Here is a 25,858-nt window from a genome sequence, read left to right as displayed (position 1 = left end):
GGCCGTCGAAGGCCCGAAGACGGCGCACTGTGCGTCTGCGTACGATGCTCATATGGCTCGCGGTCGTCCCCACCGTGGCCATGGGAACCCAGGTGGCGGTCACCGCCGAACGGCTGCTGGTTCAAGCCGACCACCTGCGCGACGACCTGGCCGCCAGCAAGCGGATCGGTGAGCCGCTGTTCCGGCTCATGGCCGAGCTGCAGGCCGAACGGAAGATGACCGCCGCACGGTGGGCGGGCTCCCCCGTCCGCGACGCCGACCTGCGCGAACGCAGGGCGGCCACCGACAAGGCCGTGGCCGAATTCCGCCGGCTCTCGGCGGACGCCGACGGCAGTCCGGAGTCCGGGCGGACCGCGGAACACCTCCAGGACGTCAGGACCCGCCTCGACCAGCTGACCTCCTACCGCTCGCGCGCGGACGCCCGCAGCGGCGTGGCCGCGCAGGCGATGGCGTACTACGACGGGGTCATCGACGGAATCACCGGCCTCTACCAGGGTGCTTTCGGCCACGCCGAGGACGCCGGGCTCCAGCAGGACAGCCGCCCGGTCATCGCGATGCTCTCCGCCTCCGAGATGCTGGCCCGCCAGGACACGATCCTCACGCTGGCCGGTCCGTCCAGGGAGCTGACGCCCGCCGCCTTCGGCGAGTTCCTGAACGACGCCGGGGCGCACCGGCACCTGTACGACACGTGGGTCGTGCCGTACCTGCCGCCCGAGGAGAAGCAGACGTACGAGCGCATCACCGCCTCGGACGCCTGGAAGGTGAAACTCCGCGTCGAGAACGCGGTCATCGCCCAGCACAAGATCACCGATTCCGGGATGAAACTGCCGGCGGACGTCGCGGACTGGCCGGCCGCACACCAGGTGTTCTCGGCGCAGCTGGCCGAACTCAGCGGCCAGCGCTCGCGCGACCTGCTGACGCACGCCGACCAGAAGGCCGCCGAGCTGGAGAGCGACGTCCTCTGGCTGGTCGGCGGCAGCTCCGGCGCGCTGGTGCTGGTCATCGGCGTCGTCGTGGTCACCACCCGTTCGGTGCTGCGCCGGCTGCGGCGGCTGCACGAGCGCACCGTGGCCATCGCCGAGGAGACCCTGCCGGACGTCGTCGCCCGGCTGCACCGCGGCCAGCGCGTCGACGACGACGCCCTCCCGGCGGTGAGCGGGGACCGGGACGAGGTCGGGCAGGTCAGTGACGCGTTCGCGCGCGTGGTCGCGGTGTCCGTCGACGGCCACCGGCAGCTCGCGGCCGAACGGCACGGCTTCGGCCGGTTCGCCTCCGGCATCGCCTCGCGCACCGGGAACCTGGTCAGCCGCCAGCTGAGCCTCACCGAGGACATCCAGGACGCCTTCGGGCACGACGAGGCGCTGCTCGCCGAGTTGATGCGGTCCGACCAGCTGACCGTCGGCATGCGGCGGCAGGTCGAGAACCTGCTCATCCTGTCGGGCGGCGAGATCCCCGACCCGCACACCGAGCCGATGCGGGTCGCCGACCTGCTGCGCGAGGCGGCGGCGGAGGTCGAGGACTTCCGGCGGATCGAACGGCACGCGCTCGACGAGGCGAGCGTCGAACCGAGCGTCATCAGCCAGATCAGCCACCTGCTGGCGGAACTGCTGGACAACGCCACCCGGTTCTCCCCGCCGAGGTCGAAGGTGGTGATCCGGGCCGAGCTGCTCCCGGACGGGCTGTCGGTGGAGATCGAGGACCGCGGGCCCCGCGTGGGCGAGGCCGGCTACGAGGAGATGAACCGGCGCCTGCACACGGCGCCGCCCTACTCCGAACTCGCCGAGAACGCGCACCGGCTGGGCCTGTTCGTGGTCGGCCACCTGGCCGACCAGCTGGGGGCCACGGTCACGCTGAGGCGTTCGGTGTACGGGGGCACCTCGGCGGTCGTCGTCCTGCCGGGCGACGTGCTGGCGCGGACCGCCGCTGCGGTCCCGTCCCCCGCCCGCACGTCCGCCGCACCCGCGCCCGTACCCGCACCTGCGCCGGTCCCCGCACCCGTGCGGCGGGCCGCGCCCGAGCGGGCACCGCACCCGGCCGGCACCGAGCGGCCGGAGCCGTCCCCCTCGACCGCACCCGCGCCCGCGTTGGCGCAGCGTACGCCCGGGCCGCGGCCCACGCCCGCGACCCCGGCAACGGCCACGCCCGCGACCACGACAGGCGCCGGTGCCGGGGCCGGCGGCGCCCGCCCGGCCCTGCCGGAACGCGTCCCGCAGACGCACATGACCAGGCAGTTGCGCGCACCGCGAGCACCCGAGCCGGAGCCGGGCCCCGGCCCGGACACCCCCGAAGAGGTCGCCGACGCCTGGGCGGACTACGAAGAGGGGACGCAGAAGGTGGAAGCCGAGCTCAGACAGGAACAGGACCAGCGATGACGACGACCCCCAACTCCCCGACCTCCAGCACCGTGACGTCGAACGACGCGATCTTCAGCGTCCTGGACAACCACCTGAGCCGGATCGCCGGCATCCAGGGAGCGGTGCTCCTCTCCAACGACGGGATCCCGCTGACCGCCTACCTCCTCGACCGGGACCAGTCGGAGCGCATGGCGGCCGCGGCCTCCGGGATCGCCGCCACGATGAAGGCGATATCCCGGGAGGTGGACGGCGGCCGCGTGATCCGCCAGCTGGTCGAGATGGACGACCGCTACCTCTGCGTCGTCGGGTGCGGGGAGGGCAGCACGCTCCTCGTGGTGACCTCCCGCAAGGCCCGCCTCGGCGAGCTGGGCGGCGAGGCCGTACGGACCGCGCAGGCGCTCGGCGAATGGCTGGGTACGCCGGAGCGTACCCAGGCGCCGACGCCGTAATGCCCGAGCCCGAGATGCCGGAACCCGAGGTGCCCGCGCCCGAGATGCCGGAACGCGAGGTGGCCGAGCCCGAGATGCCGGAGCCCGGTCCCTCCGAGCCCGGCCGCTCCGAGCCCGGCCGCTCCGAGGCGACCGGGTCCGAGCCCGCGGGGCTCGGACCCGAGGCGCCGCAGCGCGGCGGCCGGCGTACCCGGTTGTACGCGCTGACGGACGGCCGGACCGCCGCGCCGCACACGGTTCTCACCATGGACACCACGATCACGGCGGCCGTCGGCGCGGAGGCCCAGGGCGCGCTGCCCACCGAGTGGCAGGCCGTGCTCGCCATGTGCGCCCGCCCGGGCGGGCTGGCGGTCGCCGAGATCGCGGCGCGGATGCGGATCCGGCTCACCCCGATGACGCTGCTGCTCGGCGAACTCGCGGACCGCGGGCTGATCCACCACCGGCCGCCCCTGCAGGGGGCGGAGACCACCAACGTCCACATGCTCATGAGAATCAGGGACAACCTTGCCCGGATATGATGGATACGACCCGTCTGCCGCCGCTCCTGCCGGACAGGCGTCGCCTGTCAAGATCCTCATCGCGGGAGGCTTCGGCGTCGGCAAGACGACCCTGGTCGAGACGATCTCCGAGATCGAACCGCTGCGTACGGAGGAGCGGCTGACCGCGGCCGGAGTGGGCGTCGACGACCTCGACGGCATCGAGTCCAAAGCGCTCACCACCGTGGCGATGGACTTCGGCCGGCTCACCCTCACCGACGCGGAGGTCGTCCTCTACCTCTTCGGCACTCCCGGCCAGGAGCGCTTCTGGTTCATGTGGGACGACCTGCTGGCCGGCGCCCTGGGTGCGCTCGTCCTGGTCGACACGCGGCGCCTGGACCGCAGTTTCCCGGCCATCGACTTCTTCGAGAGCCGCGGGCTGCCGTTCGTGGTGGGTGCGAACTGCTTCCACGGCGAACAGCCCTACACCGCGGAGGAGATCGCCGCCGCGCTGCACCTGCGGGACCCGGCCACCCCCGTGCTCCTGCTGGACGCCCGGGCCCGCACCGACGTACGCGACGCCCTCCTCGCCCTCCTCGACCTGCTGATCGGTGCGGCGGACGCGGCGTAGGGGTCAGGACGCCACCTCCAGCCGCGCGGGCGCGCCGGCCTCCTGCCGTACGGCCCGCCGGCGCCGCGACGGCAGGCCCAGGGTCGGGTTGGCGACGCCCCAGGCCGCGCCCTTGCAGATCAGTTCCTTGTACACGGCGGCCGCACGGCCCGTCAGGGCCCGCTCGACCGACCGGTCGTCGGCCGTGACGAACTGGATCAGGCCCTCCTTGCGGCCGAGCGAGACGCACTGCTGGAAGTAGCGGATGGGAATCCGGGGGACCTTGACTCCGGCGAGCCGGGCCGCGATGGCGTCGGCGGCCTGCCAGGCCATGGGGACGCCCGAGGCGCAGGACATGCGCAGCGGCTTGTCGCCGGGGCCGGTCGCCACCGCCGCGTCGCCCACGGCGTACACATCGGGGTGGGAGACCGAGCGCATCGTGCCGTCGACGGCGATCCGGCCGCCGTCGCCGAGTTCCAGGGTGGTGGCCGCCGCGATCGGGTGGACGGCGAAGCCGGTGGTCCAGACCGTGGCCGCGGAGGGGATGGTCCGGCCGTCGGCGGTGGTGACGGCGTCCGCCTCCACCGCGTCGACCGCGGCGTGTTCGTGGACGGTGATGCCGAGCCCGTCCACCACCTTGCGCAGGTGCGTGCGGCCCTTCCCGGAGAGCCAGTCGCCGAGGGCGCCGCGGGTGGCCAGGGCGACGTCGAGGTCCGGGCGGGCCTCGGCGATCTCGGTGGCGGCCTCCAGGCCGGTCAGGCCGCCGCCGACCACGACCACGGGCCGGCCGGCGCGCAGGGCGGCCAGGCGGTCGCGCAGGCGCAGGGCGCCGGAGCGGCTGGAGACCTCGTGGGCGTGTTCGGCGGCCCCGGGGACGCCTCCGGGGTTCCAGCCGCTGCCGAGGGCGTAGACCAGCGTGTCGTACGCCAGTTCCTCGCCCCCGGAGCCGTTCGCGGCCGTGACCGTGACCGCCTTGCGGTCCGTGTCCACGGCGGTGACCTTCGCGATCTCCAGGGCCACCCCGGTCCCCGCGAACATCTCGGCGAACGGCAGGGGCTTCAGGTCCTGGCCGGCGGCGAGCTGGTGCAGCCGGACGCGCTCGACGAAGTCGGGCTCGGGGTTGACCAGGGTGATGCCGACGTCCTGCTGGTGGAGCCGCTTGGCGAGGCGGCCGGCTGCGGCGGCGCCGGTGTAGCCGGCTCCGAGGACGACGATGCGGTGCTGCATGTACCTGCTCCTGTCTGGGCGGGGCTGCCGGTGTCCGGCGTGGTCTCGCCCCCTGAACCGGGCAGCCCCGCGATTCCTGACAGGATCAGGAAGTGACCTGCATCACACCACTTCAGAGGGTGTGGAGCGGCCCCTCCCCGTGGTCCGCACGGGCCCACAGCTCGGTCGCGCGGACGAGCTTGTCGGGGTTGACCTGGCTGCGGATCGCGGCGATGCCCTCCTCGGTGACCTCCAGGCAGCTGATCCCGATGACCCGGCCGTCCACGACCGCCACGAAGGCGGGCCCGCCGTTGGCGGTCGCGGCGTACACCTCGGGCACGCCGCCGACCAGGGCCCGCTTGGCCTTGCCGGGCTTGAACAGGCCGCGCAGGAACGTGGCGACCGCGAGCGCGCCCTCGAACGCCTTCGCGCGGGCCGGGACCTTCCCGCCGCCGTCGCCGATCGCGACCGCGCCCTGGGTGAGCAGGCGTACGAGGGGTTCGGTACGGCCGCTGGTGGCCGCGGCCAGGAACTCCTCGACGATCCTGCGCGCGGCGGCCTCGTCGATCTCCGTGCGCGTCCGGCCGGCCGCGATGTGCTTCTTGGCCCGGTGGTAGGTCTGCTGGCTGGCCGCCTCGGTGATGTCCAGGATCGCGGCGATCTCGCGGTGCGGGTAGTCGAAGGCCTCGCGCAGCACGTACACCGCCCGCTCGCCCGGCGAGAGCCGCTCCAGCAGGACGAGGACGGCGTACGACACCGACTCCCGCTGTTCCGCGGTGTCGGCCGGGCCGAGCATCGGGTCGCCGGTGAGCAGCGGTTCGGGGAGCCACCGGCCGACGTACGTCTCGCGCCGGGCGCGTGCCGAAGTGAGCATGTTGAGGCAGAGGTTGGTGAGGACCTTCGTCAGCCAGGCCTCCGGCACCTCGATGCGCGGGACGTCGGCCGCCTGCCAGCGCAGGTACGTCTCCTGCACGGCGTCCTCCGCCTCGCTCGCCGAACCGAGCAGCCGGTAGGCGATCGCCTCCAGCCGGGGCCTGGCGCTCTCGAACCGGTCCACGTCACTCATGATCAGGGGCATGACCGCGATCCTAGGCGCAGGCGCCCGGCGCGCGTCCCCGCGTGGCATGGGTGGTTTCCACATTCCCCGCGCGGTAACTGTGGTGACGCGCCACATGTGCCGCTGACCTGGGCGTTCCTATGGTGTGGCGACACGGAAACGTCCCCGCACCCTCCGGAAGTGGTACTCATGGCCGCCTCTGCCACACCCTCCCCAACGCCCGGCTCCATCAAGCGCGTCGTCGCCGCGAGCCTGGTCGGGACCACCATCGAGTGGTACGACTTCTTCCTCTACGGCTCCGCCGCCGCGCTCGTCTTCAACACCCTCTTCTTCCCCACGGCCGACCCGCTCGTCGGCACGCTGATCGCATTCGTCACCTATGCCATCGGGTTCCTCGCCCGGCCGCTGGGCGGGGTGGTCTTCGGGCACTTCGGGGACAAGCTCGGCCGGAAGAAGCTGCTGGTCGTCAGCCTGCTGCTGATGGGTGGTTCCACCTTCGCGATGGGGCTGCTGCCCACGTACGAGTCGATAGGCGTCGGCGCGCCCGTGCTGCTGACCGTGCTGCGGCTGGTGCAGGGGTTCGCGCTCGGCGGGGAGTGGGGCGGGGCCGTGCTGATCGTCGCCGAGCACGGGGGCGAGCGGCACCGGGGGTTCTGGGCGTCGTGGCCACAGGCCGGGGCTCCCGGCGGGAACCTGCTGGCCACCGGTGTGCTGGCGCTGCTGGCGGCCGTACAGTCCGACGCGGCGTTCCTGGCCTGGGGCTGGCGGATCCCGTTCCTGCTGTCCGGGCTGCTGGTACTGGTGGGGCTGTGGATCCGGCTGTCGGTGGCGGAGTCGCCGGTCTTCCTCGCCGCGCGGGCCAAGGCGGAGGCCGAGGCGGCGCAGGGCGTGCGGGAACGGCCGCCCGTGGTCGAGGTGCTGCGCCGCAGCCGGCGCGAGGTGCTCACCGCCATCGGCACCCGGTTCGGCGAGAACATCTCCTATTACGTCATCACCTCCTTCCTCCTCGTGTACGTCACCGTGCACCTGGGCCTGCCCAAGAGCACGGCCCTGAACGCCGTCCTCATCGGCTCCGCCGTCCACTTCGTCACCATCCCGGCCTGGGGCGCCCTCTCCGACCGGATCGGCCGGCGGGCGGTCACCCTGATCGGCTCGGGCGGCATGGCCGTGTGGGCCTTCGTCTTCTTCGCGCTGCTGGACACCAGGTCCTTCGCGGTCATCACCCTCGCCGTCACCACGGGGCTGCTGCTGCACGGCGCGATGTACGGCCCCCAGGCGGCCTTCATCTCGGAGATGTTCGACACCAAGGTCCGCTACTCGGGCGCCTCCATGGGCTCCCAGCTGGCCTCGGTCGTCGCCGGGGCGCTCGCCCCGATCATCGCCGTCGAGCTGCTGAAGGACTACGACTCCTCGCTGCCGGTGTCCGTGTACCTGTGCTTCGCCGCGCTGGTCACCACCCTCACCGTGTACCTCGCCCGCGAGACCAGGGGCCGCGACCTCGCCGCCGCCTCCCCGGTGTCCGGGTCGTCGGCTAGCGTCGAGGCGGCACCCGTGGGCGACCGGGCCTGAATCCCCGGTCCGGTCCCGTCGCGAAGGAGAACACTGGTGGTCATCCCGTACGGCGGTGGCGGCGGCGCCGACCCGGCGGTGGCCGGGCGGCTGCTGCGGCTGCTGGACCTGCTCGCCCAGGGCGGCGGCACCGAGGAGTTCGCCCGGCCCGCCGCCGAGGCCCGCGCCGCCGGCGCCCCGGCCGAGGAGCTGGCGTTGCTGGCGAGGGCCACCGACGTGGCGCTCGGCGTGCACCGCGCGCTGGGCCAGCACCGGCGCCGCGAGGCCGAGCTGGAGGCGCTGTTCGACACCGCCGGCGACCTCGCGGCCCTGCGCGACCTGGACTCCGTCCTGCGCGCGATCGTCCGGCGCGCCCGCAAGCTGCTGCACACCGACGTCGCCTATCTGACGCTGCACGACCCGGTGGCCGGGGACACGTACATGCGGGTCACGGAGGGGTCGGTGTCGGCCGCGTTCCAGCAGCTGCGCCTGGCCATGGGCGACGGGCTGGGCGGGCTGGTCGCGCAGACCGCCCGCCCGTACGCGAGCACCGACTACCGCACGGACACCCGGTTCCGGCACGTGGCGGCCATCGACAAGGGGGTGGACGAGGAGGGCCTGTGCGCGATCCTCGGTGTCCCCCTGAGCCTGGGCACGCGGGTCATCGGGGTGCTGTTCGCCGCCGACCGGTCGCCGCGCGACTTCGCGCCCGACGCCATCGCGCTGCTGGCCTCCCTCGCCGACCACGCGGCGATCGCCATCGACAGCGCCCGGCGGCTGGAGGAGACCCGGGCGGCACTCGCCGAGCTCGACGCCGCCAACCGTACGGCCCGCGCGCACAGTTCGGCGATCGCGCGGGCCGCCGAGACCCACGACCGGCTCACGGACCTGGTCCTGCGCGGCGGCGGCGTGGCCGAGGTGGCGCGGGAGATCGCCTCGGTCCTCGGCGGCCGCCTGGTGGTGCACGACGCCGACGGCACGGAGCTGGCCCGGGTGGGTCCCCACGGGGGCGTACGCCCGGGGGCCGGGGAGGACGTCACCGCCCATGCGCCGTCGGCCGACGCGGTCGCCGCCTCCCGTGGCGGCGGGCGTGCCGTGTGCGTCGAGGGAGGGGTGTGGGTCTGCGCGGTCCTGGCGGGGCCGGAGCTGCTCGGTGCCATGGCGCTGACCGGCCGTGCGGACCTGGGCGACGCGGACCGCCGGCTGTTCGAACGCGCGGGCCTGGTCACGGCGTTGCTGCTGCTGATGCGCCGGTCGGTCGCGGAGGCCGAGGACCGGGTACGGGGCGAGCTGCTCGACGATCTCCTCACGCCGCCCGTGGGCCCGCCGTCCGTCGGCACGCCGGACGGCGGCGGCGACGGGGCTGGCGGCGACGGGGCTGGCGGCGGGCTCGGGCTGCGCGCCCGGCGGCTCGGCGTCGACCTGGGCCGGCCCACGTGCGTCCTGGTCCTGCGCTGCGATCCCACCGCCCGCGCCCGGCTGGTCACCGAGGCCGCCCGGCAGGCCCGTGCGCTCGGCGGCCTGGCCGGCCCGCACCGCGGCCACGTCGTGCTCCTCGCGCCGTGCGCCGACCCGGGCCCGCTTGCCGTCGCGCTCGCCGAGGACCTGGGGCGGGCGGTCGGCGCCCGGGTCACGGCCGGCTCGGCCGGGCCCGCCGCCGGACCCGGACAGATCCCCGCGGTGTACGCCGAGGCCGTCCGGTGCGCGGAGGCGCTGCACACCCTGGGCCGGGCCGGCGAGGGCGCCGCCCTGCCCGACCTCGGCTTCGTCGGGGTCCTGCTCGGCGACCGCACGGACATCCACGGCTACGTGACGCGGGTCCTGGGCCCGGTCATCGACTACGACACCGCGCGCGGGACGGAGCTGCTGCGCACCCTGGACGCGTACTACGCCCAGGGCGGCAGCCTGTCGCTGGCCAAGGACGCGCTGCACGTCCACGTCAACACGGTGGCGCAACGGCTGGAACGGGTGGCCCTGCTGCTCGGCCGGGACTGGAACGCCCCCGGCCGGGCCCTGGAGAACCAGCTCGCGCTGCGCCTGCACCGGCTGCTGACGCCGTAGCCGCGGGGATGGGGCAGGGGGTTCAGCCGCGCCGGTGGGCCGTGAGCAGCAGGTACTCCCAGTCCATGGCGCCGTCGGCGGCCATGTGCTCGCGCGCGAGTCCGTCGAGGTCGCGGTCCAGTGCGGCGACCTTGTCGGGGTCGTCGGCGACGGCGCGGTACACGGCGATGGTGGGACCGTAGGTGGCCTTGAAGAACTCGCGGAAGTCCTCGGCTTGCGAGAACCGCTCCACGCGTACGGTCCGCCGGCGCGCGTCGATGTCGATGACGCGGTCGCCGAGCAGCGCGGCGACGTGCTCCTCGTCGCCCCACAGCGGCGGCGGCTGGGCGCCGGGCGGGGGCGGCGGCGCGTACGGCTTCATGGTGGCGAACATCCGGCCGATGAACCCCTGCGGCGTCCAGTTGGCCAGCCCGATCGTGCCGCCGGCGCGGCAGACGCGGACCAGTTCGTCCGCGGCCCGCTGGTGGTGCGGCGCGAACATGATCCCGACGCAGGACATGACGACGTCGAACTCCCCGTCCGCGAACGGCAGCGCCTCGGCGTCGGCTTCCCGCCAGTCGAGCCGGGCGCCGCGCACCTTGGCGATCTCCCGGCCGACGTCGAGCAGTTCGGGCGTCAGGTCGGAGGCCACGACGTCGGCCCCGGCCAGGGCGGCGGGGATCGCGGCGTTCCCCGAGCCGGCGCCGACGTCCAGCACGCGGTCCCCGCGCTGCACGCCGCAGGCCTCGACGAGCTCGGCCCCCAGTCCCGGGATGACGTGCGAGGCCACGGACGGGTAGTCGCCGAGCGCCCACATGGCACGGTGCTTGGACTTCAGGACACGGTCGGCCGCGGCCTCGTCGGCGGAGGCGGTGGGGTCGGTCATGCGAGCCATCATGCGTCGCGGCCACCGGCGTGCCCGGCATGTCGCGTCCGGCATGTCGCGCGACGAGGAAGTTGTGGCGTTCGGCCGGTTCTGGTGCGTGCACGATAGATGCCTTGGGCATGTAATGGCCGTGGCAGACGGAACCATCGCATTTCGAGGTGCCTCCATGACAGAAGCCGTTGCCTTTCCCCAGAGCCGCAGCTGTCCCTACCACCCGCCCACCGCCTACCAGCCCTTGCGCGAGACCCGCCCCCTCTCCCGCGTCAGCCTCTTCGACGGACGCTCGGTGTGGGTGGTGACCGGACACGCCGAGGCGCGTGCCCTGCTCTCGGACCAGAGACTGTCCACCAACCAGGAGAACGCGGCGTTCCCCGCCGCCTCCCCGCGCTTCAAGGCCCTGACCAACCGCCGGACGGCCCTGCTCGGTCTGGACGACCCCGAGCACAACGTCCAGCGCCGCATGCTGATCCCCAGCTTCTCCGTGAAACGGACGGCCGCCCTGCGCCCCCGTATCCAGGAGACCGTGGACCGGCTGATCGACGACATGGTGGCCAAGGGCCCGCGGGCGGAGCTGGTCAGCGCCTTCGCCCTGCCCGTGCCGTCCTCCGTGATCTGCGCCCTGCTCGGGGTGCCGTACGAGGACCACGACTACTTCGAGGAGCTGTCCCGGCGCCTGCTGCACGGTCCGGAGGCCGCCGACGTCGGCGACGCGCGCAGACGCCTGGACGCCTACCTGGAGTCCCTGATCGAGCGCAAGCGCGCGGAGCCGGGTGACGGGCTGCTGGACGAGCTGATCGCGGAGCGGCTGGAGACCGGCGAGATCGGCCTCGAGGAACTGGTCGCCGTCGCCCTGGTCCTGCTGGTCGCGGGACACGAGACCACCGCGAACATGATCTCGCTCGGTACGTTCACCCTGCTGCGCCATCCGGAGCAGCTGGCCGAGCTGCGCGCGGACCCGTCCCTGATGCCGGCGGCCGTCGAGGAGCTGATGCGCTTCCTGTCGATCGCCGACGGGATGCTGCGGGTGGCGACCGAGGACATCGAGGTGGGCGGGACGGTCATCGCCAAGGACGACGGGGTGGTCTTCACGACGTCCGTCATCAACCGCGACGAGGACGTCTATCCCGAACCGGACACCCTGGACTGGCACCGGTCGGCCCGCCACCACGTCGCGTTCGGCTTCGGCATCCACCAGTGCCTGGGGCAGAACCTGGCCCGCGCCGAGATGGAGATCGCGCTGGGCACCCTCTTCGCGCGCCTTCCCGGACTGCGGCTGGCCGCGCCGGCGGAGGAGATCCCGTTCAAGCCCGGGGACAGCATCCAGGGGATGGTCGAGCTCCCCGTGACGTGGTGAGCGCGAGGGGCCCGGCGGACGCGCGGGACGCGCGGGCCGCCGTACGGATCGCGATCGACCGGGAGCGGTGCATCGGCGCGGGGCAGTGCGCGCTGACCGCACCCGAGGTGTTCACGCAGGACGACGACGGGCTCGGTGCGTTGCTGCCGGGGCGGGAGGACGGCGGGGGCAGTGCCCTCGTCCGGGAGGCGGCGCGCGCCTGCCCGGTGGCGGCCATCGCCGTCAGGCCGCTCTGACCACACCGCCCACTGATCACTGGCCTCTGGCCTCTGATCCCGCGTCCGGGCGGGGTGCGGCCGTCACGGCCCCGCCCCGCCCGGTGCCGTGTCCCGGGCGGCGAAGGCGCCCGCGCGGGCGGCCGCGGCCGCCGCCGTGGCCGCCCGGCGCGGCAGCCCGGGGTCGGGCTCGTCGCGCAGCAGGAGCAGCACGTGGTAGAGCGGCGCCGTCGCGGTGACCAGCAGCGCGTGGGCGTCGGTGGCGGCGCCGAGGTCACCGCGCGCGACCGCGCGGGAGACGACCGCCGCGCACCGCTCGTACCGGTCGGCCCAGAAGCGGGCGAGCGCCCCGGCGGCCTCCGGCGACCGGAACGACGCGGCGATCAGCGCCGTGGACACGGACGGGCCGGCGGCCAGGGCGTCGTAGACCTCCTGGTTCAGCGCGGTCAGGTCACCCTCCAGGGAACCGGTGTCGGGCGGGGACCAGGTGTCGTCGGCCGCCGCCGCGTCCAGTACGTCGGCCAGCAGTCCGCCCACGTCCCGCCAGCGCCGGTAGACGGTGGTGCGGTGCACTCCGGCGCGTTCGGCGACCGCATCCACGGTCAGCGCGTCGTACCCGCCCTCGACGAGCAGCACGCCCACCGCGTCGAGGACCTGGGCCCGGACCCGGGCACTGCGTCCACCGGTCCGGCGCCGGGCGGGAGGTTCGGAATGACCACTTGCAGGGGTCGATGTGTCCATGGCACGATTCTAACGCAACATTCGTCGCGTTAACCCTCTCGAAGGAGTCCTCCCGTGCTCATCGACCGCCACACCGCCCGCACCGCCCCCTCCCCCACCCCCTCCGCACGGAAGAAGCCGCATGCCCGCGCAGCTCACCGCTCTTGACGTCACCAAGTCCTACAACGGCCGCCTCGTCCTCGACTCCGTCTCCTGCGCCGTCCCCCCGGGCGGGCGCCTGGGCATCGTCGGCGAGAACGGCTCCGGCAAGTCCACCCTGCTCCGGCTGCTGGCCGGCGCCGAACGCCCCGACCAGGGCCGGATCGTCGTCCGCGCCGACGGCGGCATCGGCCACCTCGCGCAGGAGGAGACCCTCCCCGCCCACCTGACCGTCCAGCAGGTCATCGACCGGGCGCTGGGCGAACTGCGCTCCATGGAGCAGCGGATGCGCCACCTCGAGGCGCGGATGGCCGAGGGTGACACCACCGTCCTCGACGCCTACGCCGACCTGCTCACCGCCTTCGAACTGCGCGGCGGCTACGAGGCCGACGCCCGCGTCGAGCGGGCCCTGCACGGCCTCGGCCTCGTCGACCTGCCCCGCGACCGCGTCGCGGCCGGCCTCTCCGGCGGCGAACAGGTCCGGCTGCGCCTGGCCGCGCTGCTCGCCGCCGCTCCCGAGGTCCTGCTCCTCGACGAACCGACCAACCACCTCGACGACGCCGCGCTGACCTGGCTCGAGGACCACCTGCGCACCCGCCGCGGCACCACCGTGGCCGTCTCCCACGACCGTGTCTTCCTGGACCGGGTCACCACCGATCTGCTGGAGGTCGACGGCGATCTGCACCGGGCCGTGCGCTACGGCAACGGCTACGCGGGCTACCTCGCCGAACGCGCCGCCGACCGGCGCCGCCGCGCCGAGGCCCATGCCGCCTGGCAGGACGAGGTGGCGCGGCTGCGCGAGAGCGCCGCCACCACCGCGCGCCGGGTTGCGCCCGGTCGGCCCCTGAAGGACGGCAACAAGATGGCGTACGACCGCGCCGCCGGACGCGTCCAGCAGTCCCTGGCGAGCCGGGTCCGCAACGCCGAGGAGCGGCTGGCGCGCCTGCTCGCCGCCCCCGTGCCCGCCCCGGCCGAACCGCTGCGCTTCGCCCCCGCCCTGCACACCCCGCTCCCCCGGCCCGGGGACGGCCGGCCCGCCTCGCACGCCCTGGTCGAGGCGGAGGCCGTCGAGGTCCCCGGGCGGCTCGCGCCGGTCGGCCTGACCCTGCGGGCGGGCGACCGGCTGCTGGTCGACGGACCCAACGGGGCGGGCAAGAGCACGCTGCTGAACATCCTGGCGGGCACGGCGGACCCCGCGCACGGCCGGGTCGTACGGCGCGGCCGGACCGGCCTGCTCGCGCAGCGGACCGACGTGGGCCCGGCCGGACGTACGGTGCTCGAGGCGTACGCCCACGGCCGCGCCGGGACACCCGAGGAGCACACCGAACGGCTGCTGTCCCTGGGCCTGTTCGCCCGGGACCGGCTCGACGTACCCGTCGGCGCGCTCTCCGCCGGGCAGCGGCAGCGCCTCGCCCTCGCCCGGCTGGTGAGCGAACCCCTCGACGTGCTGCTGCTCGACGAACCGACGAACCACCTCTCCCTGGCCCTGGCCGAGGAACTGGAGGCCGCGCTCGCCGAGTTCCCCGGCGCGGTGGTCCTCGTCAGCCACGACCGGCTGCTGCGGGAGCGCTGGACGGGCGACCGGCTCATCCTGCGGGCCGCGACCGCCGCCCTGGTCCCGGCGCCGGCCTGACCCGCCCCGCCCCCGCCCCCCGCCGCCCACGGCCACCCGGCCCTTCCGCCCCTCTGCTCGTCGCCCCACCCGTGCATCGAAGCCCCGGCACGTCGACAGACTGATATGTCGACGTGCCGCCCGAAAGGAACCACGTGCCCCGCACCACCCGCTCCACCCACCCCACCGACCCCGCTCTGCGCACCTTCCCCGTCCCCGACCCCGCCTCCGGCCCCTACGCCCTGACCGCCGGCCCCGACGGCGCCCTGTGGTGCACCCTCGTCCACGCGGGCCGCATCGCCCGGATCACCACCGACGGGGAGGTGACGGAGTTCGCCCTGGACTCCCCCGACTGCGGGCCCTCCCTGATCACGCCCGGCCCCGACGGCGCCCTGTGGTTCACGCGGATGCGGGACCACCGCATCGGCCGGATCACCACCGACGGCCGGTCCCGTTCGTACGAGCTGCCCACGCCCGGCGCCGGACCGTACGGCATCGCCGCCGGGCCGGACGGGGCCCTGTGGTTCACCCGGCTGCACAGCGACCGGATCGGGCGGATCACCACGGACGGCGAGGTCAGCGAGTTCCCGCTGCCCGTCGAGGGCGCCTTTCCGTCCTTCATCGTGGCGGGCGGCGACGGCGCGCTGTGGTTCACGCTGAACCAGGCCCACGCCGTCGGCCGGATCACGGTCGACGGGGAGGTGACCGTGATCGCGCTGCCGACGCCGGGTGCCGCGCCCGTGGGCCTGGCGGCCGGCCCGGACGGCGCCCTGTGGTGCGCCGAGATCGGTGCGGGCCGGATCGCCAGGATCACGCCGGACGGCGAGGTCACCGAGTTCCCGCTGCCCGATCCCGGCTGCCGGCCGCACGCCGTCGCCGCGGGGCCGGACGGGGCCGTGTGGTTCACCGAGTGGGCCGCCGGCCGGGTCGGGCGCGTCGACGCCGGCGGGGAGGTCACCGAGTACGCGCTGCCCGACCCTGGCTGTGAGCCGCACGGTCTGGCCTTCGGGCCGGACGGGGCGCTGTACACGGCGCTGGAGCGGGGCGGGATCGCCCGGCTGGAACCGCGGTAGCGGACTGGGCGGCGGGTCGGGCGAGTAAAATGGCCGGACGCTGACGATGGTGCCGGGGCCCGTACCGAGGGGTACGGGCCCCGGCCCGTTCCGGGCACCGGAAGCACCGGAACAAGGAAGGTCTCTCCATGAACGCACGGCACGAGTTCGCGCTGCCGGAAACGGTCACTCCGGGGCTGCCGCCCGTGGAGTCCTTCGCCGAGCTCGGGCTGCCCGCGGACCTCCTGGAGCGGATGGCCGCCCTGGACGTGACGAAGCCCTTCCCCGTCCAGGCGGCGACCCTCCCCAACGCGCTGGCCGGCCGGGACGTCCTCGGCCGCGCGCGCACCGGCTCCGGCAAGACCCTCGCCTTCGGGCTGGCGCTGCTCGTCCGTACGGCGGGACGGCGCGCGGAGGCGAAGCGGCCGCTGGCGCTGGTCCTCGTACCGACGCGCGAGCTCGCCCAGCAGGTCGCCGACGCGCTCACGCCGTACGCGGAGCTGCTGAAGCTGCGGCTGGCGACGGTGGTCGGCGGGCTGTCGATCGGGCGGCAGGCGTCGGCGCTGAAGGCGGGTGCCGAGGTGGTCGTCGCGACCCCCGGGCGCCTCGCCGACCTGGTCTCGCGCCGGGACTGCCACCTGGACGGGGTGCGGATCACCGTGCTCGACGAGGCCGACCAGATGTGCGACCTGGGCTTCCTGCCGCAGGTCTCGGAGATCCTGGACCAGGTGCGCCCCGACGGCCAGCGCCTGCTGTTCTCGGCCACCCTGGACCGCAACGTCGATCACCTGGTACGGCACCACCTCACCGACCCGGTGGTCGCGACGGTCGACCGGGCGGCGGGCGCGGTCGCCACGATGGAGCACCACGTGCTGCACGTGCACGGCGCCGACAAGTACGCCACCGCCACCGAGATCGCGGCGCGCGACGGCCGGGTGCTGATGTTCTTCGACACCAAGCACGCCGTCGACCAGTTCACCCGGCACCTGCGGGGCAGCGGGGTGCGGGCGGCCGCGCTGCACAGCGGCAAGTCCCAGCCGCAGCGCTCGCACACCCTGGACCAGTTCAAGAGCGGTCAGATCACCGTCCTCGTCGCGACGAACGTCGCCGCGCGCGGCATCCACGTCGACGCCCTCGACCTCGTCGTGAACGTGGACCCGCCGGCCGACCCCAAGGACTACCTGCACCGCGGCGGCCGCACCGCGCGCGCCGGCGAGTCGGGCCGGGTGGTCACCCTGGTCACCCACGGCCAGCGGCGGGACGTGAACAAGCTGATGTCGGACGCCGGCGTCCGGCCCGTCGTCACCCAGGTGCGCTCGGGCGAGGCCGGGCTGACCCGGATCACCGGCGCGCGGAAGCCGCCGGGCGTCCCGCTGCCCGGCAGCACCGCTCCGGCGGGGAACGGGGCCAAGGGCGAGGGCCGGGCGTTCCAGGGCCTCGGCACCACCGCCTCGGGCCGCCCCAAGGAGTCCCGCAAGTCCGCGGAGGCCCGCAAGCTCGCCGAGGCCCGCAGGGCCGCCCGCGTCCGCCGGGGCGGGTAGCGGCGTCGCGGCTGCTGAGGCCGCTGCCCGCCGCGGCGGGCAGCCGGGCCTGGCATGATCGTCCGGCACAGGGTGTCGAGGAGGGGCGGGGACGGCCGTGGAGCATGACAGCGAGACGCAGCGGGCGGTCAACGCCCTGCTGGCGCTGGTCGGGCCGGAGGACGCGGCCCGGCTGCGGGAGCGGACCGGGGTCGGGGCGCCCGGGGAGGGCATACCGGAGGGGTGGGCCGCCGGCCGGCAGATCGGGCACGTCGGCGTGCCGGCCTCCGCGTACCTGTGGATGCTGGAGACGGACGACCCCGAGATCAACGCGCTGGTGTACCGGACGGACCGGGCAGGGCGGGCGGTCCAGCGGGACATCCGGCGCGGGCTGCCCTTCGCCCCCGGCGCGCGCGGGCAGCTGCCCGTCTCCCCGGACGTGCTCCTCGGGGACGAGCCGGAGGGGCTGCGGGACTTCGGGCCGGACGGTGTGGTGCCGGCACTGCGGCGGGCGACGACGATGCGTCGGGGCCGGGCGGCGGCCGACGCGGTCCAGCGCGCGGACTGGGAGCGGGTCGTGGCGGCCGACGCCGAACAGGCCCTGCCGGGGTACGCGCGCTGGGCGCTGGCGCTGCGCATCGACTGCCCGGACGAGCTGCGGGAACGGTTCTCCGGCCATCCCGGCTTCGCGCACAAGATGCGGTGGGGCGGCATCGTCGACGGCCCGGCGACGTACGCGCTCACCGCGCGGCCGGCCCGCGACGTGCTGGCCCTGCTGGAGACCGGACGCTGGGCGTTCCCGGCCCGGCTGCCGCAGGCCCAGGAGGTGCTGCGGCCACTGGTGCACGGCTCGCTCGGCACCGGCACCGAGGCGTGGGCGGTCCTGGCGCAGCTGCTGCCGACGTTCACCGGGACCGTGCCCGAACTGATCGTGACGGCGGGCGCGATCGCGTAACGGGCGGCCAGGCCCGTGCGGGGAGGCGGGGAGGGGGCGGAGCGGCTGGATTCGAACCAGCGTGTCCCGGGACTGGAGCCCGGTGCGACTGCCTCTGCGCTACGGCTCCGCCCTTGCCGGTGATCCTACGGCGAAAGTCCTTCGCCCGATGTCGGTGGCCCCTGGTAACCATGAGTGCGTACGAAGGGGGTGGCGGAGGAGATGGCGTACAGGGAGCGCGGCGACGGGCCGGCGCGCCACGTGGTGGATCTCGCGGACCGGCGCGCGCTGGAGCGGTGGCGGCCCGCCGATCCCGCGGTCGTGGAGCGGGCACGGCAGTTGAAGGAGGCGGCGCTGCTGGACTTCGGTCTGAGCAGCTCCGCGGTGGCGTCGTGGCTGTACGCCAAGTGCCGGCACCAGATACCGACCACCGCGGTGGACACCGCGGCGGTGGTGGCGAGCGGCGACGGCAGCTGCCTGCTGCTCTACAACCCGGACTTCTTCGTCGGTCTGGGGCTGGACGGCGTGAAGTTCGTGCTGTTCCACGAGGCGCGGCACCTCGTCCACCGCCATCTGTTCGTCGAGCCGGAGCTGCGCGCGGACCCGGTGTTCACGCTCGCCGCCGAAGTCTCCATCAACCACGTGGCGATGGCCCGGCTGGGCCGCACGGGCCTGCCGCTGCTCGACGGCGAGCCCACCGGTGTCGATCCGCACGCCGTCCACGCGGCGTACGAGGAGGACCTGCGGGCGCACGGTCTGGAGCCGCTGGAGTACGCCGGGTTCATCGCCACCGACATGTCGGTGTACGGCGAGCTGAAGCGGATGGCGCACCCGCCGGTGCCGCCGCCGGTGTGCGTCCGTCTCTCGGACCTCGCGATCCCGGCGGACCAGCAGACGGTCGACACGACCGTCTCCTCGGTCCTGCTGAACTCGCTGCTGGCGGCCCGCCGCGGGCACGCGGTCGCCGAGCAGGAGCTGGGCGACCTGATGGAACGGACCGACGGGGCCACCGAGCGGGTCTCGCGGCTGTGGGGCCGGCTGGGCGCCGGTCTCCTGCGCGGGCAGACGGCGCGCACCGGCCGGGTCGACTGGTGGCAGCGCTGGCTGGTCGACGTCCTGGGGTCGAAACTGCGCGAGGGCGAGCGGCTGGTGTACCCGAAGAAGCGCGGGGCGCTGCTGGCCGCGCTCGGGCTCGACCCGATGCTGTCTCGGCGCGGTCCGGTGCGGCAGCGGGTGCTGGTCATCGCGTACGACACCTCGGGCTCGATGCCGCAGCACGTGGTGACCTGGCTGACCGAACTGGTGGGCTCCATCGACGGGGTGGAGGCGCACTGGCTGTCGTTCGACGGCGTGGTGATGCCGTTCGTGCCGGGCGAGCGGGTCCTCGGCGGGGGCGGCACGAGCTTCCAGGCCGTCGCCGACTACGTCGAGGGGCGCACGGCCGTCGACGGGCGGCCCTTCGAGACGTCCGCGGACGCCGTGGTGGTCCTCACCGACGGGTACGCCCCGCACATCACGCCCGCCGAGCCCGACAAGTGGATCTGGCTCATCACCGAGGGCGGCGACGACTGGCCCGAGGCCCACACTCCCCCGATGGCCTGCCACCGGGTCACGACAGGAACGGCATGAGCGGGATGACAGGCATGAACAGCATGACGGCGGAGCCCGCTCCGGCCACGGCCGCGGCGGCCGCCCGGGAGTGGCGGGCCAATGCCACGTATCCGCGGCCGCCGGAGGGCTGGACGGGGGTGTCCCGACTGGAGTCGTTCATCGACGCGATGATCGACATGGGGCAGACCGGCCAGGTCTTCGGCGAGCACGGCATCGGCAAGACCTCCACGTTCTTCTCGCACATCGCCGAGGCCTACCCGCACGCCGAGCTGGTCCTCGTACCGGCGGCGAACCTCACGCCGGACGACCTGCTGGCCAGCGCCCCGGTGCGGGACGCGGAGACCGGCCGGCTCGTGCTGCGCCAGCTGGTGATGGGCCGGCTGAAGCCCGGCCGGCCGTTCGTGCTGCTCATCGACGATTCGCTGCAGGCGGGCGAGTCGATCCAGTCGCAGCTGATGCAGGTCGCCTGCAACTGGACGCTGGGCGAGTACGACCTGCGGGCGCTCGGCTGCATCGGGGTGTTCCTGACGGACAACGAGTCGCTGGCGGAGACGGCGGCGCGGCGCAGCGATCTGGCGATCCTGGACCGGATGGTGACCCTGCGGATCACCGCCAACGACACGGCGTGGCGGCTGAAGCTGGCCGCCGCGCACCCCACGTGGGACCTCAGCGGGGTGTACGCGCTGTGGGCCTCGCTCGGGCCGTCGCTGCGCGAACTGCTCTCGCCGCGCACGCTCGAGCACATCCTGGCGAACGCCCGGGAGGGGTTCCCGCTGCGCTGGGGGCTGCCCCTGGTCAACGGGGAGCGGCTGCGGCTGGCCGAGCCCCGGGCCGACGGCCGGCCGGGGCCGGACCGGACCACCGAGATCCTGGACCGGATCGCGCGGGAGCTGGGCGTGCCCAACCCGGCCTCGGTCCCCGACCCGGTCCGCCAGGTGGTGCGGGCGGCGCTGCGCAACCGCTGGAGCGTGCTGCTCCAGGGCCCCCCGGGGTGCGGGAAGACCGAGCTGGTGCGGCAGACGGTCCGGGAGGGACTCCAAGGGCGTGAACCGCTGTACTTCTCGCTGCCCGTGACCAATGTCGAGGACCTGTGCGCGCCGATCCCGGCCGCCGACGGGTCGCTGGACAACCTGCTGGCCGCCCCGTTCACAGCGCCGGGGCCGAAGGCGATCGTGTGGGACGAGTACAACCGGCCCAAGGACAAGGCGGCTTTCGCCAAGCTGATGGAGATCACGCAGGAGTGGTCGCTGGCGGGGCAGCCGATCGAGGGGCTGCGCGCGCAGATCGCCGTACAGAATCCGCCGTACCACCTGGGGCGCAAGCTGCTGGTGTCGCGCAACAACATCGCGCAGGCGACGCGGTTCACGGCCTCGCTGACGGTGGAGCCGCAGGACATCCCGGCGAACGAGTGGCTGATCTCCAGGTATGGGCCGGTCGCCGAGACGGTGCTGGAGTGGTGGAAGCACGACATCGACGAGGAAGGCCGGGCCTGGGTCACCAAGCGCACGATCGAGCGGCTGGTGAAGCTGCATCTGCGCGGTCTGCCGCTGGAGATGGGCCTGGTCTATCTCGGGGACGGGGAGTACGCGCCGGTGTCGCTGACCGCGCTGATCGACCGGCTCGAGGACCGGCCGGTGACGGGGCTGCGGGAGCTGGCCGGACAGGTGGACGTGTGGGAGCGGCGGCTGCGCCGGGCGGCGCGGGGGTCGGCGGAGGGCGGTGACGACAGTGACGTGGTGCACCAGGTCATCGCCAACGCCGAGCTGTCGCAGCTGAAGAAGCACCGCAAGGAGGTGGCCCGGCTGGTGGCGCTGCTGCCACCGAAACTGCGCTCGACGTACCTGGTGGGGGCGTCCGAGAAGCACCAGCGGTTCTGGATCGAGATATTCACCGGCCTGGCGAAGGGCTGAGGTGAGGTCAGGGTGACGCCGTGCGGTGGACGCTGCGTACGGCGGCGACGTCGGCGGAGAGCGCCGGCATCGGCAGGTGTGCGCTGAGCACGTCGAGGCGGCGCCGGACGCTGGTGGCGATGCCCCGGCCCAGGACGTAGCGGGTCGGGGTCGCGGCGCCGGGGGCGGCGTCGAGGATCCGGTGGGCCTCGCGGCTGCGCATGCCGGTGTGGGCGAGCACCAGGTGGGTCAGCCGGTGTTCCCGCCCGGCGAGTGCGGCCCCGATGGCGGTCGCGGCGGCGGTGTCGATGCGGTTGTCCGCGGCGCCGAGGGTACCGGCGGCGCGGACCCGGCCGAGGTCGAGGAGTTCGACGCCCGCGTCGGCCGCGGCGGCCACCAGGCGGGCGGCGGCTTCGGGCCCGATGCCGTTGCTGGCCACGGAGAGGCGGGCGGTCCGCCCGTACGGCGCCCGCCGCAGCGCGTCGGCGAGCAGCAGCGCGCCCGCGTCGCCCAGTCCGGCGGCGGAGGCGTACAGCTCGCCGACCGCTCCGGCGGCGATCAGGGCGGCCAGCGGGGCGGCCCCGGCCCGGCCGAGCGGGTTGCCGCCGAGGAAGAGCCGCTCGACGCGCCGGCCGGCGGCGGCAGCGGTGAGCAGCGCCTCGGCCAGCACGGCGGCCCCGGCCGGGTCCAGGCCGGTCTGGACCAGGTCGAGGGTGCGCAGCTCGGAGGCGGCGGCGATGAGTTCGGCGGCGGCGTGACCGCCACCCGTGCCGAGGGGGTTGCGCTTGAGCCAGACGCCGGTCACGACGTGCTCCGAGGCCAGCAGGCTGCCGGCGATCCGGCAGGCGCCACCGGCGGTGATGCCGTTGCACCCGAGGTAGAGGGTCTCGACGCCCGTGCCGGCCGTCCTGTCGGCGACGGTGGCCGCCCCGTCGTCGCCGAGGCCGTCCGTACCGAGCAGCAGGTGCCGCACGGGCCTGGGGCCCTGGCGGCCGCCGTCGCGCAGTGCTTCGGCGATCAGGGTGGCGCCCTCGGGGCCGAGGGCCTGCTTGCAGAGGTCGAGCCGGCCGTCGGGCAGGGCGGTGCCGGCCGGAAAGTCCAGGCGGCGGTCGGTGGCGCCGCCGTCGCGCAGCCAGCCGAGGAGCGGGCCGAGGTCGGCGAGGGAGCGGGGCAGGACGTCGGGCACGCCGGCGAACCCCGCAACCGGCCCGGTCCCGGCCGACGGCTCGGGCGCGGGCCCCGGCACGGTCCCCGCCGACAGCTCGGGCGCGGGTCGCGGCGACCGCTCCCGCGGCTGTCCGTCGCTCACCATGCCGCCTCCTGGTAGTCCTTGAGGAAGACACCCGCGACCGGATCGCCCGCCTCGCCGCGCACGATGGGGTCGTACACGCGGGCGGCGCCGTCGACGATGTCCAGCGGCGTGCGGAAGCCCGAGGCGGCGATCCGGTTCTTCGTCGGCACGGGGTTCTCGTCGGTGATCCAGCCCGTGTCGACGCTGCACATGTGCACGCCGTGCAGGGCGAGCTCGGGGCCGCTGGTGCGGGTGAGCATGTTGAGCGCGGCCTTGGCCATGTTGGTGTGCGGGTGCCCGGACATCTTGCGGCGCACCGCGAACCGGCCCTCCACCGCCGTCACATTGACGACGTAGCGGTTCGGGCGGGGCGAGGCGAGCAGCAGCGGGAGCAGCCGGTCGACGAGGAGGGCGGGGGCGAGCGCGTTGACGAGCTGTGTCTCCAGCAGTTCGGCGGGGTCCAGCTCGCCGATCCGGGCCGACCAGGAGTTGGCGGGCGCGAGATCGGGCAGCATGCCCGCCTCGTCCGCCTCGCCGTCGTCGAGGACGAGGGCCAGCGCGCCGCCGGTGGCGCCCGCCTCCAGGGCCCGCATGGGGGTGTAGCCGGGCGCCCGCCAGACCCGGCCGGGGAGCTCCGTTCGCTCACCGGCGGCGAGCAGCGCGTACGACTCGGGCGGGCGGCGGACGGTCTGGGCGGCGTTGTTGACGAGGATGTCGAGGGGTTCGCCGCCGTCGCGCAGGCGTTCGCAGAGGCCGAGGACCTGCCGGGGGTCGCGCAGGTCGACGGCGATGACGGTGAGCCGGTCCAGCCACGCCGCGCTGCCGGGCGCGGCCCGGAACCGGGCGAGGGTGTCCTGCGGGAAGCGGCTGGTGACCAGGAGCTCGGCGCCGTCGCGGAGCATCATCAGCGCGAGCTGGAAGCCGATCTTCACGCGGGCGCCCGTGAGGAGGGCGCGGCGGCCGGAGAGGTCGGTGCTCAGCGCCCGGCGGGTGGTGTTGTCGGCCGCGCAGTCCGGACACAGCAGGTGGTAGAAGGCGTCGACCTGTTGGTAGTGCGTTTTGCACACGTAGCAACGCCGGGGACGTATGAGGACCCCGCCCGTGCCCGGGGTCTCCAGGGGCGCGTCCTCGCGGCGGGCGAGCGCGCCGGTGGCGGTGGCTGCCAGGACCGCCGCGTCGGCGGCGGCGACGGCGCCGTTGCGGTTCTTGCGGCGGCGCTGGCGGCCGTCCTGGGCGAAGGAGGCAGCGACCCGCTCGGCGCGCAGCCGGGTCGGGTCGTCCACGGGCAGGGCGCGCAGTCTGCCGACGGTCCGGTGGAAGGCCGCCAGTTCCTCGTCGCTGATGGGCTCAGCCCCGGCGTGCCCTTCCGCCACTCCTGCCACTCCCCCGCCGCTTCCCCTGTGATGGTCCCGGCCGGAATCGAACCGGCGTCCCCCTCCCGAGCAGGGAGGCGCGTCTGCCTCTGCGCTACGGGACCACGCCCTGCACTGCCCGGACGGCCGGATTCGAACCGGCGTACCCTCTCTGGCAAAGAGGTGCGCCTGCCTCTGCGCTACGTCCGGGCATTACGGAGATCCTATTACTCCAGCGGCGTTCCGCTGTCCGGCCCGGTCAGGGACCCCGCCACAGGCGAGGCGTCCCGTCACCCGCCGTCCGCCCCGCCGAGCGGGCCGGCCTACCTCCCGGCCAGGGTGTATTCGAGAACGGCTATTTCTTCTGTCACCTCTGATGTCTCCTCGCTGCGCCCCATGGAATGCAGCTTCTCCCTGAACGAAGTCAGCGATGCGACGAGAACTGCCTCACGGCCCCGTTGCAGTTCGCACAGCCGGCGTGCGGCACTGACGGATTCGGCCCGCAAACGCAGTGCCGTCTCGGGCTGGTCGGCGAATTCCTTGCTGTATTCGATGAGGTCGACGGCCAGCCGAGGCAGGTAGGCCAGCGGGCTGACCTGCGACAGCACCCGGTAGGCCGCCACGCGCTGACGGACCATCGGCTGCTCCGATCCCAGGAGGAGGACCCTGGCTCGCAGCACCGCATCGTGATTGATATTCGCCGAGTGATTCATGACCGAAATTCTGAAACGCCGGCAGCACTCGAACAAGGCCGAAATGATGTGCTGTTCACCCTACGAAAAACGCGTCAGACCTGTCATGATGGATACGTCTTACTCCCCTGCCCTGGGTCCTCGCTCCCTGCCGCCCGCCCTCAGTCCTGGGCGCGCGAGGTGACCGGTGCGTCGGTCCGGTCGCCGAGGAACTCGTACCACCGCCTCTGCAGGCACAAATAACGGGTGTCCGCCTCGACCAGGTCGAGGAAGGAGTCCACGGTGTCGGCCAGGCGCTGGGTCAGGCCGGCGTCGGCCAGTCCTCCCTCCTCGGTGAAGGCGTGGTGGGCACCCGCCAGGCTGAACATGTCGGGGTAGACGCGGGCGCCGAGGTGTTCCAGCGGAATCCGCAGCGCCCACAGGCCACGGTTGCCGCCGACCAGCGACGGGGACGCCGACACCAGCAGCGTCTGCTTGTCCTTGAACGGCTGGGGCCGCAGCCGCGACACCCAGTCGACCGCGTTCTTGACCACGCCCGGGACGGAGGCGTTGTACTCCGGCGACGCGATCACCAGCGCCTGGGCCGCCTCGATCCGCTCGCTCAGCGCCCTGGCACCGGGAGGCGGCCCCTCCTCGGACTCGGCGTCGCCGTCGTACGGGGGCATGGGGAACTCTCCGAGATCCGCCACGTCCACCATGGCCCCGGCACCGGTTACGATCCGCGCGACCAGCGAGGCCAGCTGGGCGTTGACCGAGCCCGTGCGGGCGGAGCCTGCCAGGACGAAGACGCGCAGGGAGGCACGGCTCTCCTCGGCGCCGGGAGCTGCCGGA

The 25,858-nt window shown here is 74.1% G+C and carries 22 protein-coding genes and 3 tRNA genes; 14 read left to right on the top strand and 11 right to left on the bottom strand.

Annotated features, from left to right (window positions below):
- Window positions 1-29: 29 nt before the first annotated feature.
- The 4 genes from ACIPXB_RS09660 to ACIPXB_RS09645 are packed head-to-tail and all read left to right on the top strand — an operon-like array spanning window position 30 to window position 3,910.
- Window positions 30-2,372, top strand: coding sequence for a nitrate- and nitrite sensing domain-containing protein (locus ACIPXB_RS09660; RefSeq protein WP_401446812.1), 2,343 nt, complete (start codon window positions 30-32; stop codon window positions 2,370-2,372).
- A complete protein-coding gene (locus ACIPXB_RS09655; protein WP_401446809.1) occupies window positions 2,369-2,803 on the top strand; it encodes a roadblock/LC7 domain-containing protein in 435 nt (144 codons plus the stop codon). The genes ACIPXB_RS09660 and ACIPXB_RS09655 overlap by 4 nt, the downstream gene beginning before the upstream one ends.
- Window positions 2,803-3,321, top strand: coding sequence for a DUF742 domain-containing protein (locus tag ACIPXB_RS09650; protein ID WP_401446807.1), 519 nt, complete (start codon window positions 2,803-2,805; stop codon window positions 3,319-3,321). Before ACIPXB_RS09655 ends, ACIPXB_RS09650 begins: the two co-directional genes overlap by 1 nt.
- A complete protein-coding gene (locus ACIPXB_RS09645) occupies window positions 3,308-3,910 on the top strand; it encodes a GTP-binding protein (protein ID WP_401446805.1) in 603 nt (200 codons plus the stop codon). Before ACIPXB_RS09650 ends, ACIPXB_RS09645 begins: the two co-directional genes overlap by 14 nt.
- 3 nt (window positions 3,911-3,913) lie before the next feature.
- On the opposite strand, the gene ACIPXB_RS09640 is transcribed toward ACIPXB_RS09645, so the two are convergent.
- Both ACIPXB_RS09640 and sigJ read right to left on the bottom strand, forming a co-directional pair.
- Window positions 3,914-5,116, bottom strand: coding sequence for an NAD(P)/FAD-dependent oxidoreductase (locus ACIPXB_RS09640; RefSeq protein WP_401446803.1), 1,203 nt, complete (start codon window positions 5,114-5,116; stop codon window positions 3,914-3,916).
- Window positions 5,117-5,228: 112 nt separating this feature from the next.
- Window positions 5,229-6,173, bottom strand: coding sequence for an RNA polymerase sigma factor SigJ (gene sigJ, locus ACIPXB_RS09635; protein WP_401446800.1), 945 nt, complete (start codon window positions 6,171-6,173; stop codon window positions 5,229-5,231).
- A 168-nt stretch (window positions 6,174-6,341) separates the two neighbouring features.
- Between sigJ and ACIPXB_RS09630 the strand changes: the two genes are divergently transcribed.
- Both ACIPXB_RS09630 and ACIPXB_RS09625 read left to right on the top strand, forming a co-directional pair.
- On the top strand, window positions 6,342-7,721 hold the full coding sequence (locus tag ACIPXB_RS09630) for an MFS transporter (RefSeq protein ID WP_401446798.1): 1,380 nt from the start codon (window positions 6,342-6,344) through the stop codon (window positions 7,719-7,721).
- 42 nt (window positions 7,722-7,763) lie between these two features.
- Window positions 7,764-9,761, top strand: coding sequence for a helix-turn-helix domain-containing protein (locus tag ACIPXB_RS09625; protein ID WP_401447172.1), 1,998 nt, complete (start codon window positions 7,764-7,766; stop codon window positions 9,759-9,761).
- Window positions 9,762-9,783: 22 nt separating this feature from the next.
- Here ACIPXB_RS09625 and ACIPXB_RS09620 read toward each other — a convergent pair whose 3' ends face one another.
- Window positions 9,784-10,626 (bottom strand): class I SAM-dependent methyltransferase, encoded by an 843-nt coding sequence (locus tag ACIPXB_RS09620; RefSeq protein WP_401446796.1) that lies wholly within the window; start codon window positions 10,624-10,626, stop codon window positions 9,784-9,786.
- Between the two features lie 166 nt (window positions 10,627-10,792).
- On the opposite strand from ACIPXB_RS09620, the gene ACIPXB_RS09615 reads away from it, so the two are divergent.
- Window positions 10,793-11,980 carry a cytochrome P450 gene (locus ACIPXB_RS09615; protein ID WP_401446794.1) on the top strand — a complete coding sequence of 396 codons (1,188 nt, stop codon included), beginning with the start codon at window positions 10,793-10,795 and terminating at the stop codon, window positions 11,978-11,980.
- Entirely contained in the window at window positions 11,977-12,216 is a 240-nt protein-coding gene (locus tag ACIPXB_RS09610) for a ferredoxin (protein ID WP_401446791.1), read from the top strand. Before ACIPXB_RS09615 ends, ACIPXB_RS09610 begins: the two co-directional genes overlap by 4 nt.
- Window positions 12,217-12,279: 63 nt before the next feature.
- Here ACIPXB_RS09610 and ACIPXB_RS09605 read toward each other — a convergent pair whose 3' ends face one another.
- On the bottom strand, window positions 12,280-12,936 hold the full coding sequence (locus ACIPXB_RS09605; RefSeq protein ID WP_401446789.1) for a TetR/AcrR family transcriptional regulator: 657 nt from the start codon (window positions 12,934-12,936) through the stop codon (window positions 12,280-12,282).
- Between the two features lie 121 nt (window positions 12,937-13,057).
- On the opposite strand from ACIPXB_RS09605, the gene ACIPXB_RS09600 reads away from it, so the two are divergent.
- The 4 genes from ACIPXB_RS09600 (at window position 13,058) to ACIPXB_RS09585 (ending at window position 18,213) form a co-directional block, all read left to right on the top strand.
- Complete coding sequence (locus ACIPXB_RS09600; RefSeq protein ID WP_401446786.1) at window positions 13,058-14,707, top strand: ABC-F family ATP-binding cassette domain-containing protein; 1,650 nt, start codon at window positions 13,058-13,060, stop codon at window positions 14,705-14,707.
- 134 nt (window positions 14,708-14,841) lie between these two features.
- Window positions 14,842-15,759, top strand: a complete 918-nt coding sequence (locus tag ACIPXB_RS09595) for a virginiamycin B lyase (protein WP_401446784.1) — start codon at window positions 14,842-14,844, stop codon at window positions 15,757-15,759.
- Window positions 15,760-15,887: 128 nt separating this feature from the next.
- Window positions 15,888-17,279, top strand: a complete 1,392-nt coding sequence (locus tag ACIPXB_RS09590; RefSeq protein ID WP_401446782.1) for a DEAD/DEAH box helicase — start codon at window positions 15,888-15,890, stop codon at window positions 17,277-17,279.
- A 97-nt stretch (window positions 17,280-17,376) separates the two neighbouring features.
- Window positions 17,377-18,213, top strand: coding sequence for a hypothetical protein (locus tag ACIPXB_RS09585; RefSeq protein ID WP_401446779.1), 837 nt, complete (start codon window positions 17,377-17,379; stop codon window positions 18,211-18,213).
- A 35-nt stretch (window positions 18,214-18,248) separates the two neighbouring features.
- On the opposite strand, the gene ACIPXB_RS09580 is transcribed toward ACIPXB_RS09585, so the two are convergent.
- Window positions 18,249-18,324, bottom strand: a tRNA-Trp gene (locus ACIPXB_RS09580).
- Between the two features lie 90 nt (window positions 18,325-18,414).
- On the opposite strand from ACIPXB_RS09580, the gene ACIPXB_RS09575 reads away from it, so the two are divergent.
- Both ACIPXB_RS09575 and ACIPXB_RS09570 read left to right on the top strand, forming a co-directional pair.
- Window positions 18,415-19,821 (top strand): hypothetical protein, encoded by a 1,407-nt coding sequence (locus tag ACIPXB_RS09575; RefSeq protein WP_401446777.1) that lies wholly within the window; start codon window positions 18,415-18,417, stop codon window positions 19,819-19,821.
- A gap of 5 nt (window positions 19,822-19,826) precedes the next feature.
- Window positions 19,827-21,713, top strand: coding sequence for an AAA family ATPase (locus ACIPXB_RS09570; protein WP_401447169.1), 1,887 nt, complete (start codon window positions 19,827-19,829; stop codon window positions 21,711-21,713).
- Window positions 21,714-21,720: 7 nt separating this feature from the next.
- Here ACIPXB_RS09570 and ACIPXB_RS09565 read toward each other — a convergent pair whose 3' ends face one another.
- The 6 genes from ACIPXB_RS09565 to ACIPXB_RS09540 all read right to left on the bottom strand — a co-directional run bounded on the left by ACIPXB_RS09565 (window position 21,721) and on the right by ACIPXB_RS09540 (window position 25,821).
- Window positions 21,721-23,004: a ribonuclease inhibitor gene (locus ACIPXB_RS09565; protein ID WP_401446775.1), complete on the bottom strand. Its 1,284-nt coding sequence runs from the start codon at window positions 23,002-23,004 to the stop codon at window positions 21,721-21,723.
- The gene (locus ACIPXB_RS09560; protein WP_401446773.1) at window positions 22,998-24,365 is read right to left on the bottom strand and encodes an SDR family NAD(P)-dependent oxidoreductase; all 1,368 of its coding nucleotides are present in this window, start codon (window positions 24,363-24,365) and stop codon (window positions 22,998-23,000) included. Before ACIPXB_RS09560 ends, ACIPXB_RS09565 begins: the two co-directional genes overlap by 7 nt.
- Before the next feature lie 22 nt (window positions 24,366-24,387).
- A tRNA-Ser gene (locus tag ACIPXB_RS09555) sits at window positions 24,388-24,460 on the bottom strand.
- 13 nt (window positions 24,461-24,473) lie between these two features.
- Window positions 24,474-24,545, bottom strand: a tRNA-Gly gene (locus tag ACIPXB_RS09550).
- A 113-nt stretch (window positions 24,546-24,658) separates the two neighbouring features.
- Entirely contained in the window at window positions 24,659-25,048 is a 390-nt protein-coding gene (locus ACIPXB_RS09545) for a hypothetical protein (RefSeq protein ID WP_401446771.1), read from the bottom strand.
- A 140-nt stretch (window positions 25,049-25,188) separates the two neighbouring features.
- Window positions 25,189-25,821 carry an NADPH-dependent FMN reductase gene (locus tag ACIPXB_RS09540; RefSeq protein WP_401447166.1) on the bottom strand — a complete coding sequence of 211 codons (633 nt, stop codon included), beginning with the start codon at window positions 25,819-25,821 and terminating at the stop codon, window positions 25,189-25,191.
- Between the last annotated feature and the right edge of the window lie 37 nt (window positions 25,822-25,858).

The organism is Streptomyces sp. NPDC090022 (assembly GCF_044748145.1).
Lineage (GTDB): Bacteria > Actinomycetota > Actinomycetes > Streptomycetales > Streptomycetaceae > Streptomyces.
The sequence above is the reverse complement of the archived record's forward strand: the minus strand, read 5'-3'. Positions and strand labels throughout refer to the sequence as shown.